Annotated in this window: 10 protein-coding genes; 2 read left to right on the top strand and 8 right to left on the bottom strand. The window is 33.5% G+C overall.

Annotated elements, in window-relative coordinates:
* Window positions 1-244: 244 nt before the first annotated feature.
* Window positions 245-2614, bottom strand: coding sequence for a patatin-like phospholipase family protein (locus tag RC62_RS07160; RefSeq protein WP_157472402.1), 2370 nt, complete (start codon window positions 2612-2614; stop codon window positions 245-247).
* 9 nt (window positions 2615-2623) lie between these two features.
* Window positions 2624-4417 carry an excinuclease ABC subunit UvrC gene (gene uvrC, locus RC62_RS07155; RefSeq protein WP_055094001.1) on the bottom strand — a complete coding sequence of 598 codons (1794 nt, stop codon included), beginning with the start codon at window positions 4415-4417 and terminating at the stop codon, window positions 2624-2626.
* Between the two features lie 137 nt (window positions 4418-4554).
* On the opposite strand from uvrC, the gene RC62_RS07150 reads away from it, so the two are divergent.
* Both RC62_RS07150 and RC62_RS07145 read left to right on the top strand, forming a co-directional pair.
* The gene (locus tag RC62_RS07150) at window positions 4555-5535 is read left to right on the top strand and encodes a succinylglutamate desuccinylase/aspartoacylase family protein (protein WP_055093999.1); all 981 of its coding nucleotides are present in this window, start codon (window positions 4555-4557) and stop codon (window positions 5533-5535) included.
* Entirely contained in the window at window positions 5522-6094 is a 573-nt protein-coding gene (locus RC62_RS07145) for a 5-formyltetrahydrofolate cyclo-ligase (protein WP_055093997.1), read from the top strand. The genes RC62_RS07150 and RC62_RS07145 overlap by 14 nt, the downstream gene beginning before the upstream one ends.
* Window positions 6095-6377: 283 nt before the next feature.
* On the opposite strand, the gene RC62_RS07140 is transcribed toward RC62_RS07145, so the two are convergent.
* From RC62_RS07140 to RC62_RS07115, 6 genes are all read right to left on the bottom strand, one after another.
* Entirely contained in the window at window positions 6378-7124 is a 747-nt protein-coding gene (locus RC62_RS07140; RefSeq protein ID WP_055093995.1) for a tetratricopeptide repeat protein, read from the bottom strand.
* Between the two features lie 56 nt (window positions 7125-7180).
* The gene (locus RC62_RS07135; RefSeq protein WP_055093993.1) at window positions 7181-8944 is read right to left on the bottom strand and encodes a BatD family protein; all 1764 of its coding nucleotides are present in this window, start codon (window positions 8942-8944) and stop codon (window positions 7181-7183) included.
* A gap of 115 nt (window positions 8945-9059) precedes the next feature.
* Window positions 9060-9830, bottom strand: coding sequence for a tetratricopeptide repeat protein (locus RC62_RS07130; RefSeq protein ID WP_055093991.1), 771 nt, complete (start codon window positions 9828-9830; stop codon window positions 9060-9062).
* Between the two features lie 113 nt (window positions 9831-9943).
* Window positions 9944-10978 (bottom strand): vWA domain-containing protein, encoded by a 1035-nt coding sequence (locus tag RC62_RS07125; RefSeq protein ID WP_055093989.1) that lies wholly within the window; start codon window positions 10976-10978, stop codon window positions 9944-9946.
* A gap of 60 nt (window positions 10979-11038) precedes the next feature.
* Window positions 11039-12040 carry a vWA domain-containing protein gene (locus RC62_RS07120; protein WP_055093987.1) on the bottom strand — a complete coding sequence of 334 codons (1002 nt, stop codon included), beginning with the start codon at window positions 12038-12040 and terminating at the stop codon, window positions 11039-11041.
* A complete protein-coding gene (locus RC62_RS07115) occupies window positions 12040-13674 on the bottom strand; it encodes a hypothetical protein (protein ID WP_055093985.1) in 1635 nt (544 codons plus the stop codon). Before RC62_RS07115 ends, RC62_RS07120 begins: the two co-directional genes overlap by 1 nt.
* Window positions 13675-13716 lie beyond the last annotated feature (42 nt).

The raw sequence follows: 13716 nt of genomic DNA, 5'->3' as shown, positions 1-13716 counted from the left end.
TTAAATCAATTTTGTAAATTGACTAATCATCTCAATTCGGTGGTTTCATTCAGGATTTCTCTTGATGAGGAATTGAAGATACTCTAATAAACCTGTCCATTTTGTTTTCATTATAACAAATGTCGTAATTTTAATTGATTTAAATTATATATTATATCAATTATTAACGTTAAAAAAATATGAAAGATATTTTTTAGCATAAAAAAATGGATCTTTCCTATGTCCTATTTAATGTTGATTTGGTTTAGAACATAAACCCAATACTAAACCACGTATAACTTTTTGACATTTCAGGAGACCATGATTGCTTAACTTCAATTGGTCCAATAATAGTTTCGAGTCCGTAACCAACTGCATAACCGGAATATTTAGGCATTGAAACCCAATCTACAGTAGTAAAAATATCGTCGCCCAAATTGGCAAAATTCGCAGAAAAATTAACGTGGTTCTTTTTGAAAATTTCGTAATCTAAAGTAATATCGGCTTTTATAAAACTATTTCCGGCAATACTTAAAAAGTCATACCCGTAGAAATAATTAAAATTATTGATTTTGTTGTAACCATAACCTCCTAATATAAAATCGAAAAACGGAACGCTGTCGCTGCCAATATTAAATCCGGCATCTGCTCCAATTTTAACAGTCGCTTTTTTGAACAAAGTTCTTGCAAATGCAACTTCTGCCTTTGCAATTGAAAAAGGCTTAAACTGATTGGTGTAATCTGATGAGGCTAGATACGTTTGTAAATCTCCGGAAAAATAAACTCCGGTATGCGGGAAACTTTTATTATCAAAGGAGTCGTATTTTAAATATCCAAATACACTAAAATAGTTGCTTTTTTCAATGATATTTTCTGCATTGGAAAGTGTTGGCGAATTTATTTTTAAATATTTGTATTCAAATCCTCCGCCCATTAAAAACTTCTGAACAAAGATAGTTTGAAAGTAAGCCTGATTGGTGAGGTCTGTAAAATCGACATTAATCAAATTTACATTTGGATTTTCTGTCACTAAATTGCTAATGCTCGTAGTTACATTTCTATTAAACTGATTTAGTCTGGAACGAAATCCAAAGCTGATGTTAAAGCCATTCTCTACATAATAATTTAAATCGTATCTAAAATTGTCGCCAAGAATTATGTCCAGAGATGTTACATCATTTTTCAGGAAAGTTTTTTTATGGGTAAGATTTAATAAAATACCGCTTTTATATAATCCGTCATAATGCAAACCTAGTTTTAAGTAAGTCTGTGTTGGGTTTTCTTTTAGTACCAGATCGAGATCATCTTTTGTGCCATCTGGTTGCAGACAATAGGAGATTGTGCTAAAGTTTTGTGTAGCATTTAAGTTGTTGATTCCCGCTTTAAGATCATCATATGTAATGGTACTTCCTGGTTTAAAACGAAGTTTTCCGCGTATGTATTCACGGGTGTAATTGTCTAATTTGTCACTATTTATTTTGTCTATTTGTATAGTGTCAGTGGCAATTTTTAGTTTTGGTTTTTTATAAAAATTATCTTCATTTACCAATGTTTTGATTTTTTCATAAACGGCAAAAGCAGCTTCTTCTCCTTTTCTTATAATTTCTTCGCCTTTATCAAATGAAATAACGCCATAGTCACGAATGTCCGGTTTGATATAAACATCAGTGTCTTTTATTTTGCTTTTCATTTTATCAATTGACTGCAAATTGGTAATCTGAACTAATATTCGGGTGGCATTTTTCAGGTTTTTTCTTTTCATTAAATCATCCTGGACATCTACACCAATAATAATATCGGCACCAAGATTTCGCACTTCCTGAATAGGATAATTATTTACAACACCTCCGTCTACTAATAAATTCCCGTCGATTTCTACAGGAGTAAATAATGAAGGAAATGCTGCACTCGCCATCATAGCCTGAACGAGATTTCCTTTGTTTAGTAAAACTTCTTCGCCGGTTTCGATATTGGTACCAATACATAAAAACGGAGTTGGAAGTTTATTAAAGTCCCTTACATGACGTACATTACGTGTAAGGCTGCTTAATAAATTATAATTGTACATTCCTTTTGAAAGTGCTTCCGGAATTCCTACTCTAAATTTGCTAAAAGGTAAAACAATGGCATATAATTCATCATTTTTTTTGCCGTAAAAATTTTTAGACGAACGCGGAATATAATCATTGATAAGCTCATCGAAATTGGTTTTTTTGAAAATAGAATCAATTTGTGATGCATTGTAGCCTGAGGCATAAAGACCTCCAATGATTGATCCCATACTGGTTCCGCCAATATAATCGATTTTAATTCCGGCTTCTTCGAGTACTTTCAAAACGCCAATGTGAGCAAATCCTTTTGCGCCGCCGCCACTTAAAACCAAACCAATTTTAGGTCTTTTGGCTTCGTCTTGTTTTGCTTTTTCATTGTTTTCCTGTGAAAAAGAGTTTTGTGTATTGAAAAATAAAAGTATAAAAAGACCCAACTGTACGCCCCAGATGGAAATGGAAAACTGCGAGAGACAAAACGATATTTTTTCCTGTAAAAAAAGAGCAACTTTAGAAGCTCCTTTTTTTAGAGTAGAAAAAAATCGTTTTGACCGAGTATTTGAAATGGACAGCTGGATTGGGCGCATAAAAAATAACTAGTTGGTTTTGTAAAAGTCGACAATTTTTTTGGCTTTTGATACTCCTATGACATCAGATATTTCTTTTTCGGTTGCCAATTTCAATCTTTTAACACTTTTAAAATGTTGTATTAACGTAAGCATGGTTTTTTCGCCAATACCCGGAATGCTTTCTACAGACGAATTTAGTGCCGCTTTGCTGCGTTTGTCGCGATGAAAAGTAATACCAAATCTATGCGCTTCGTTTCGTAATTGCTGAATTACTTTTAATGTTTCTGATTTTTTGTCGAGATATAACGGGATAGAATCTCCCGGATAAAATAATTCTTCGAGACGTTTTGCAATCCCGATAATGGCAATTTTACCTCTTAATTCTAATGCGTCTATACTTTTTAAAGCTGCAGAAAGTTGTCCTTTTCCACCATCAATAATAATAAGTTGTGGCAAAGGTTCATTTTCATCTAATAATCTTTTGTAACGACGATAGACAATCTCGGTCATCGAAGCAAAATCATCAGGACCTTCGACGGTTTTTACATTAAAATGGCGATAATCTTTTTTACTTGCTTTACCGTCTTTAAAAACAACACAAGCTGCAACGGGATTTGTTCCCTGAATATTCGAGTTATCAAAACATTCTATATGTCGGGGTTCAACAGGTAGTCGTAAATCTTTTTGCATTTGCGCCATGATTCGGTTCGTATGACGATCCGGATCTACAATTTGCAATTGTTTTAATTGTTCAATTCTGTAAAACTTGGCGTTACGAATGGATAAATCCAGAATCTGTTTTTTATCTCCAAGCTGCGGAACAGTTGTTTTGATATTCTCGCCCAAATCGATTTCGAACGGAACAATTATTTCTTTCGATAATAGCTGAAAACGTTCGCGAAGTTCGATAATAGCAAGTTCCAACAGCTCTTCATCTGTTTCGTCCAGCTTTTTCTTCATTTCTAAAGTATGCGAACGAATAATAGAGCCATGCGAAATTTGAAGAAAGTTAACATAAGCGGCACTTTCATCAGACACAATCGAAAAGACATCGATATTGGTAATTTTAGGATTTACAATCGTGGAGCGTGATTGATAATTTTCCAGCACTTCTATTTTTTCTTTGATTTTCTGAGCTTCTTCAAAACGTAAATCCTGTGCATATTGGTTCATTAATCGCTTAAAATCTTTCATGCTTTCTTTAAAATTACCTTTCAGTATTTCTCGGATCGCATCAACTTGCCTTTGATATTCTTCAAGAGGTTCCAGACCTTCGCAAGGTCCTTTGCAATTGCCAATATGATATTCCAGACAAACTTTAAATTTACCTGAATCGATATTCGATTTACTTAAGTCATAATTACAAGTTCTGAGCGGATACAATTCTTTGATTAAATCAAGAATAGTATGTACTGTTTTGAAACTTGTATATGGGCCAAAATATTCAGAACCATCTTTGACCATTCGTCTGGTCGAAAATATTCTCGAAAAAGGTTCTCTCTTAATACAAATCCAGGGATAACTTTTATCATCACGAAGCAATACATTATAACGTGGCTGCAAAGTTTTGATTAAATTGTTTTCCAGCAAAAGTGCATCTGTTTCAGTAGGAACAACGATGTGTTTTATGGTTACAATTTTTCGAACCAATACGTTTGTTTTGGCCGTATCATGAATTTTATTGAAGTAGGAGGAAACCCTTTTTTTTAAATTTTTGGCCTTTCCAACATATAAGATCTTTCCTTCTTTGTCGTAATATTGATACACGCCGGGATTATCCGGTAAAGTTTGAATTTGAAGATCTAAAGACGGTTTTTGCATTCTGTTTTGTTTCTGAAGATAATCGATAAGCGTTTTCAAAAATCATTCTGATTTAAGAAAAAAAGCTTAACACTGATTTAGTTTCAAATTTACGAAATCAAAAGAATAATTTCTATATTTAGATTTTATAATTCTACATGAAAAATAGTAAACCCTTGGTTATTTTTGGCGAATCGATTTTGCCGGGAGAAAACAAAACAATAAACGTTGAAATTGCGAGACTCCATACCACCACAAAACTAAATATTCCGGTTATTGTGCGTCGATCAAAGATTGAAGGTCCGGTAGTTTTATTCTCAGCCGGAATTCATGGTGATGAAATTAATGGTGTTGAAATCGTTCGTCAGATTATCAGTAAAAAAATAAATCGTCCCGCAAAAGGAACTATTATTTGTATCCCAATTATCAATATGTATGGTTTTGTGAATAAATCCCGTGAGTTTCCGGACGGACGTGATTTAAACCGTGTTTTCCCGGGAAGCAAAAAAGGTTCTCTTGCAAGTCGTTTTGCTTATCATATTGTTGCCGAAGTTTTGCCTATTATTGATTATGCAGTAGATTTTCATGCCGGTGGAGCAAGTAGATTTAACGCGCCGCAAATCAGAGTTACTGAGAATAATCCTGAATTAAAAATCCTGGCCGATGTATTTAATGCTCCTTTTACTTTATATTCTAAAAATATAAATGGATCTTTTAGAGGAACTTGTGAGAAAGCCAATATCAAAATGCTGCTTTTTGAAGGCGGAAAATCATTAGATATTAATAATGTGATTGCAAATGAAGGTGTAATGGGAGTAAAGCGTTTGCTGCATTATCTGGATATGCTTGATCCTAAACAAGTAGTTGAATATGCTAAAGAACAATCAATTTATATCAAATATTCGGTTTGGCTGCGTGCCAAATGTTCTGGTTTGCTGCACGATTATAACTTGATTGGGAAATTTGTAACCAAAGGAACAATTTTGGCGATCATTACAGATCCGTTTGGTAAATTTGAACAGAAAGTAAAAGCGCCACATGACGGATTTGTCATTAACGCGAATCATTCGCCTATTGTTTATGAAGGCGATGCGATTTATCATATGTCTAAAAATAATCCTGAAAATGCCGACGAATAAAAAAGAATTACGACTCAACTATAAAAATCTGCGCAAACAGCTTACTCTTGATGATCTGGAAGAAAACAGTTTGGCTATAGCCAATAATCTAATTCAATTGCCTATTTGGGATAAAACCTATTATCATGTTTTCTTGCCTATTGAAGAGCAAAAAGAAGTAAACACAGAATATGTTTTGCATCTTCTTTCCGGAAAAGATAAAGAAATTGTAGTTTCTAAAAGTGATTTTGAAACAAGGGAAATGAAACATTTTTTATTGACGGATAATACCAAAATCAAAAAAAACGAATATAATATTCCGGAACCTGTAAATGGATTGCCAGTTCCGTCAGAAACTATTGATGTAGTTTTTGTTCCGCTTTTGGCATTTGATCTTTTAGGAAATCGGGTAGGGTACGGAAAAGGTTTTTATGATAAATTTCTAGCAGAATGCAAACCGGAAACCCTAAAAATTGGACTTTCATTCTTTGAAGCTGAAAACCAAATCGAAGATGTTTTTGAATCTGATGTGAAATTGAATTATTGTGTTACACCTAAGAAAGTTTACAATTTTAAATAAATTTTGCAATACAGTATTTCTCACAATCAAAATCGTAGACACGCACAGCAGTGCGTCTACACAAAGTTTGTAGACATGCTGCATTTAGATGCACTGCTGTGCGTCTCTACAATATGTTGGGTTGGATAGGTTTTGCTATAAATAAAATTTGTTTAATTACCATCAAACTTAAATTTACTTATATCATTTATAGGGTTTAAAGACCCGAATTGACATAAAAAATCCCAAACTCCAATTGTTATCAAGTTGGAATTTGGGATTTTTTATTTTAGATTTTAATTTTTTATTTTACTTCTTTAATTGTAGAACCATCGATCCAGCCTTCGGTTCCGTCTGTTAATTCGATTTTTTTCCATTGTCCTACAGTTTCAGTAACATATACTTTTGCTCCTTCGTGCAAAAGAAGAATAGCTGCACCTGCTTTTTGTGGTTCACTACGGACTTCACTTAACTCAGAAAAAACAATAGCCGGACGATCATTGTTAAAATGATCCTTTTCTGTAATTCCTGCCGATACAGCTAATAACAAAGCGACTAAAAGAACAAACATTCCAATGAAATAAAGTCTTTTTGAAAGAGTAAGTTGAGAGAAATAATAGCCAATAAAACTCAATAAAAATACAAATGCAATTGCAACAGAAATTTTTGCCCAGGTATTATAGTCAAAAATTCCTGTAAAGCTCTGAATCAGTTTTGCAAAACCTACTTTAGGGATTTCTTTAATCTCGTCGATAGTTAATTTTTTGGCGAACTTTAAATTGTTTAATGTTTCAGGATCATGAGGTTTTAAAACCAAAGCTTTCTCGTAATTATAAATAGAAGGTGCTACTTTATTTAGTTTGTAATAAGCATTTCCTAAGTTAAAATATAACTCTGCAGAATGTTGTTTGTTTTCTTTTATAATACTTTCATAGACATCAACAGCTTCTTGATATTGTCCTTTTTGATACAAGGCATTTCCTTTTTCAAAGCTGCTCTGAGCAAAGAAAACCTGAGTAATTAATAAAAAAAGATATACTATGTTTTTCATTTTATTTTCTTTAAACGCAACAGTTTTTTTAAAATCGGTTGGGTTTGAATTTAAGTTTAAACGATCTGTTTTTCTAATGCTGAAATTATCAAAACAGCTTTGTCATAATCTTGCTGAATTGAAGCGCTTGATGCCGGAGCATAACGTGCAAATTCACAGTTTTCTGTCAGGCTGATGAAATTTTGAACTGATTCCGGATTTGCATTTCTGGACAATAATAATTCACGAATATTGTCCTTGCTCATTTCTGAAGTTTCGATATGCAATTTTGCTTTTAGGAAATTATGCATCGCTTTTTCCAAAGCAATATAAAATGGCTCCTTATTGTTCAGTTGTTTCTTAGCTTCAGATAAATATTTCTTCGCCAGTTTGTTGTTCATTCTGATTCGGTTTCCGGTTACGTCGCCGTCAAGAGCTTCTTTTTTCTTTTTAGCCAGAACAATAATTGGCAAAATAACAAAAGGCATTAATAATAAAATATAATACAGATTCGAACCATAGAAATCATTTTTAGCTATTGCTACTAAAGTTGTTTTTGGTTTTATATATTTAAATTGTTCTGTTTTCGAAATTATATTTTTAGATGCATTTGCCGTTGCATTCGCCTCTGCCTGCATTGGTCCGTCTAATACATCAACCATGATTTCCGGCGAAGTAATAGTTTTATAAGAACCGGTACTCAAATCAAAATAAGAAAACTGCATTGGTTTTATTGCATACTTTCCTTTGTATTGCGGTACAATAGAATACTTGTCTGTAATTCTCCCTGACATTCCTGAAAGTGAAGTTGTTACTTGCTCATCATGAACCGGATCGTACATTTCTAACGCATTAGGAACAACCGGTTTTGGTAAAGTAAACAATTTCATGTTTCCGTTTCCTGAAGCGCTCACAATTAAATCCAGACTTTCTCCACTTTTAAGCTTCGTTTTAGATGGTGTAACTGTAAAATTAAATTTACCAACAGCACCACCAAATCCTTCTGGTTTTGTTGCTTCCGGAAGTGGTCTTACGTTAATAGTTTTAGCACCTGCTGAAACAATTTTGTTATCATCTGTCAGGATCATCTGGCCATACATATCGCGGCGGTTTGTAGGCAATTGTACGCCAATATCTAATGACAGCGGCTCAATCGTTAATCTTCCTGATTTTTGAGGATATAAAATAGTTTTTTTCAGGATAACAAAATAACATCTCTGTCCTTGAAAAGTTCCCTCTTCGATAGAGAGTTGCTTAATATCTATATTCTGATTCCAGAAGTCATTATACTTTGGTTTTGCTAATTCTTTAAAACCGGTAACATTAATGTTGTTAAAGTATAATTTGTAAACTACTGTTATAGGTTCATTTAAATATGGACTTGTTTTAGAAATTTCGGCTACAAGGTTCAAAGTCTCATTAGGAACACCTTGCTGGCCTTGCGGTCTGCTGTTATCATAAGGGTCTCTTTCCTGGGCGACGGCATTTGTTACTACAACTTTTATTGGTTGTGTTTTATAAATCTGCCCGTTATATTCAATAGAAGCCTGTTTGATAGAAAATGTTCCTTTTTGATTAGGCTGTAAGATATAAGAATATATTTTCTGAAAAGAGCTTCTTCCGTTTACCCAAGACTGGCTTATTTGCTGACTTGGTCCGCCTACCACTCTAAACCCGTCAAATGAAGGTTGGTCAAAGTTATCCCCATCAACATTCATGATGAAGTCAATACGTAATCTTTCGTTTACTCCAAGGGTATTTTTGCTTACTCTGGCTTCAAATTGAACTTGAGCCATAAGCCCTTGAAAAGTGAATAGTAATAGAATTAAATATCTTTTCATTAATTGTTTATCAGTTTTTGTTTAACTGTTTAATTGTTAACTTGTTTATCTTTTACTTGTTTAACTGTTTAATCTTAGGTTTATTGTAGATCAACTTAACAGTTAGATAAAAAAACTACCAGTCTTTTTCTGCTTTTCTAGGGGTTCCTTTTACTTTTTGAGCGTTTACTTTATCTTGAATTTTCTTTTCTTCATTGTTTACGGCGTCTAGCAAATTCTGAACCCTGTCTTTAGAAATTCCGCCAGGTTGTGGTTTTGGTTCTCCTTTATTGTCAGACTTATCATCTTTCTTCGGATCATCTTTACCATCTTTTTTATCCTTGTCTTTATCGCCTTTGTCGTCCTTTTTATCTTTGTCCTTATCCTTGTCTTTATTTTTATCCTTGTCCTTGTCTTTATCTTTGTTTTTATCCTTGTCCTTATCCTTATTTTTGTCTTTGTTTTTGTCGTTTTTAGGAGGATTTTCTTTTAGTTTTTGTTTGGCATAAGCATAATTATAACGTGTTTCATCATCAGTTGGATCATTTCGTAAAGCTTCTTTGTAGGCTTCAACGGCTTGCGTATAATTTTTCTCTTTCATTAAAACATTCCCTAAATTGTGGAAAGCTTTATGTTTTTCAGGTCTTGTTTTGGCATTTTTTATGGCTTTCGCGTAGGCAAATTTAGCTTCAGAAGCCTGATTTTGTCTGTAAATAGTATTTCCTAAGTTATATGGAGCAGTTGCACGCTTTGAAAATTTTGATTCTGAAATTCTGTAATTAGCTTCAGCATCAACAAATTTATTCTGCTTATATTCTTCATTGGCATCAGGCAATGTCTTGTCTTTCTCCTGAGCTGAAACAGCCAAAGAAAATGTTAGTAAAATATAAAGAAGTAAATTTTTCATTCTAATTTTTTATGTTTTTTAGTTTGCCCCAATTAGCACTAATTCTATTTGCAAAAAGACCAATTAAAATAGTCTCCTTTTCATGCAGATTCATGTAATTGCTGCTGACCTTATTATTTCTTTTCGTTAAATAAATTCAACTCTTTAATCCAATTCGTTTTTCTTTCCAGCAAGAAAATATCAATAAACAGCAATAAGAAACCAAAGCCAATAAACCACTGAAATTGAGATTGAAAATCGGCCATTTGCGTAGCTTCAAATTCTGTTTTCTGAATGTTGTTTAACGCATTTTTGATATATTCTAAAACTTCCTTTGTATTTCCGCCATAAACATAACCGCCTTTTGTCGCTTTTGCAATGGTTGTTAATCCTTCCTGATTTAGTTTTGTAATAACAGTTTGTCCGTTTTGATCTTTTTGATAGTTTTTGATTACGCCATTTTCTCTTAACGGAATTGTACCTCCTTTTTCTGTTCCAACACCAATAGTGATGATTTTCATTCCCATTTTGTTAGCTTCTTCAGCTGCTGCCGAAGCTCCTTCAGAATGATCTTCTCCATCAGAAATTAAAATTAATAACTTGCTGGTTTTGCTTTTCTCATCAAAATAAGTCGATGATAACCTGATTGCTTCATCTAATGAAGTTCCTTGAGATGAAACCATATCCGGAGTCATACTTTGCAGGAACATTTTAGCGACACTATAATCAGATGTAATTGGCAAAACCGGGAAAGCACTTCCTGCATACGCTACAATTCCTATTCTGTCACTTCCTAAATTATTGATGATTTGCGAAACCAATTGTTTGCTTTTTTCTAAACGACTTGGCGCAACATCTTCGGCAAGCATACTTTTAGAAACGTCGACAGCAAAAACAATGTCAATTCCTTCACGTTTTACCGTTTCCATTTTAGTCCCAATCTTCGGATTTACTAATCCGATAATTAGACAAGCAAGAGCCAAAAGAATTACTGATAATTTTAGCACAGGTTTAAAAACAGATCGTTCAGGACTTAGCCTTTTTACCATTTCCAAGTCACCAAATTCACGTTGTTTTTTTCTTTTCCAATACATATTGAAAAGGAAAATACACACCACAATTGGGAGTAATAATAAAAGATATAAATATTTTTTTTCGTCTAATTCCATTTTTATTTCTAGTTTTCAGTGGCAGTTTTCAGTTCGTGACTGGTAACTGTGACTAAAATATTATATAAAGCTTCTGTAAACCGTATTTCTTAAACCTACTTCTAACAATAACAAAAATGCTGCTAGAAAAACAAAACCTCGGTATTTTTCGTCGTAATCGTAGAACTTTAATTCCTGGATTTCAGTAGTTTCTAATTTATTAATTGCATTATATATTTCTGCTAATCGATCATTACTTGTTGCTCTAAAATAAGTTCCATCGGTTTTACGCGCAATATTTTTCATTAATTGTTCGTCGATTTCAACTTTCTGCATTTTATATAAAAAACCTCCGTTTGGCGCATAAGCGTATGGAGACGCAGCCATTCCGTTAGTACCAATACCAATCGTGTAAACTTTTATTCCGTATTGTTTTGCAATGTCAGATGCTGTTTCCGGCTCAATAAAACCGGCATTATTAACTCCATCTGTCATTAAAATAATAACCCTGCTTTTTGCTTTGCTATCTTTTAAACGATTCACGGCAGTTGCTAATCCCATTCCAATTCCGGTTCCGTCTTGTAAAACCGTATCATATTTAATGCTTTTTATGGCTTCAAGAATAATCGCTTTATCACTTGTAACAGGTGTTTTAGTATAGGCTTCAGAAGCATACAAAACTAGTCCAACTCTGTCATTAGGTCTTTCGCCAACAAAATCTGCGGCAACTCTTTTTAAAGCTTCCATACGGTTTGGCTTTAAATCTTTTGCCAGCATACTTCCTGAAACGTCTATTGCCAGAACGATATCAATTCCTTTTGTGGTTTTAGTCTGACTGCTAATATCTACGGTTCTTGGTCTGGCCAATGCAACAATTAAAGAACTTAAGCCAATAATTCTAAAAACATATAAACAAGGTTTTAGTTTTGTTAAAAGCGATTCGCTGTTTTTAAAACCCTGAGTTGAACTCATTTTTAAAGTAGCCGATTGCTGGTTGCGTTTCCAGTAAAACCAAGCGATTGCAATTGGAATTAACAGAAACAACCAAAAAAATTCTGGATTTAAAAAAGTTATCTTTCCCATTAGTTGCTCGCTTTTCTAAGTTCAACAGAATTTAAAATCCTGGTTGTAATGTCATTGGCGTATGTATCACCTTCTTCGTGTAAAATCATAATTTGCTGTAAACCCTGATCTTGTTTAAACAGTAAAAGTTCATAATAAGCCTTTGTACTGGTCTTATCAACAGGGTTAAAAACGGTCATTGTTCCGTATCCTTTTACACCCTGAATACCTGCGCTAGTTTGAAAATCTTCTTGTTTTACAATAATATTTTGTCCGCCCTGAGCTTCGATTACTTTTAGGGATCCTTCTAATGCTTTTGCTAAATCTATATCTGTAGGGGTTTTAAATTTACTGGTTGATACAGTTACATAGAAATTGCCAACCATACTTCCATACGTAAAAAGTTGCATCTCTTTTATTAAAGCCATGGTTTCTTTAGGAAGTACTTTTAGGGCATCCATACGTTTTAAAACCTTTGGGGTTTCAATTACAATGCCTGGATTTCCGTATTCACTTTTTACCCATTCGCCTTCTAATAATTCTTTAGAAGGATGACCAATAAGATTGTCTTTTACGTATTTAAAACCTTTCGTAGCAATAAAGAATGCGGTTGTAGCGATGAATAAAAACAAAACAGTTCCAACAGCAATAGCAATTCGTTTATTGCGTTTTTTAAGCAGCTGAAGTTTTATTTGTTTTTGTCTTTGTGCTTCGTTCAATAATTGATCTTCTTCTTCAGCCGGAACTTCAGTTGGGATCGCATTATCAAGCGTAAGAATTACTCTTTGAATTTTATTTCTGTCTTCAGTAATTTCAAATTCTAAAGGTTTAGATTTAGCAAATTTTACTAAATCCGCCTGACGTAAAACACGCTCAAGATTCTCTACAGTTTCAGGAGTCAACGTCATCTTTTTCTTGGTAGAAGCCAGTCTTATTGCCTGAATCAATTCAGATGTTGTGCTTTCCATTGCGGGAATATGAATCGCTTCTTCGATATAGTTTCGGGCAATATCAGTCAGTTCACTATAATATTCCTTAATCTCACCCTTCTGAACAAGTTCTTTTTGCTCCAGGTTGTTCAGTAAACTTGTCGCTTTTTCGATAGGGGTTTTATAAACCTCTTCTTCAATTTTTTTCTTTTGATATTTTTTAACGTACCAATATACAAAAGCTCCAATTGCAAGAATTACAACTACAATTAAAAGGTAAAACCACCAATCGCTAATACCGCTGTCTACAACGGTAATATCTTTGATGTCATACATTTTTTGCTGTAAAGTATCCACTTTTACATTCGCTACTTCAACACGGATAGAATCAGTTAAAAATGGTTTTTTATCGATCAGAATTTTAATACTCGGGATTGTGTATTTTCCAGAATCAAATTGCGTTAAACCATATTTTTTGATTAATTCGTAGGTGTCATTTTTCTTCACTGTATCAATTGGATAAGATTGAATTACTTCAAGCTGACCAATGTTTTTTAGTTTAGGAAAAACAACCTTAGATTTTGAGCTGACAACCGTTTTAAGCGTTAACTTAAATTCTGCCCCAATTTTATTTTTTGTGGTATCAATGCTCGTCTCCACTTGTTTTTGCTGGGCAAAAATAGCTGAGGAAAGTAAAAATAAAAATATGTAAAACTTTAATTTCATTATGATTAACGATTGAAGATTAACGATTTTTGATTTCAGATT

It is taken from the genome of Flavobacterium aquidurense (genome assembly GCF_001404985.1).
Taxonomy (GTDB): domain Bacteria; phylum Bacteroidota; class Bacteroidia; order Flavobacteriales; family Flavobacteriaceae; genus Flavobacterium; species Flavobacterium aquidurense_B.
The sequence above is the reverse complement of the archived record's forward strand: the minus strand, read 5'-3'. Positions and strand labels throughout refer to the sequence as shown.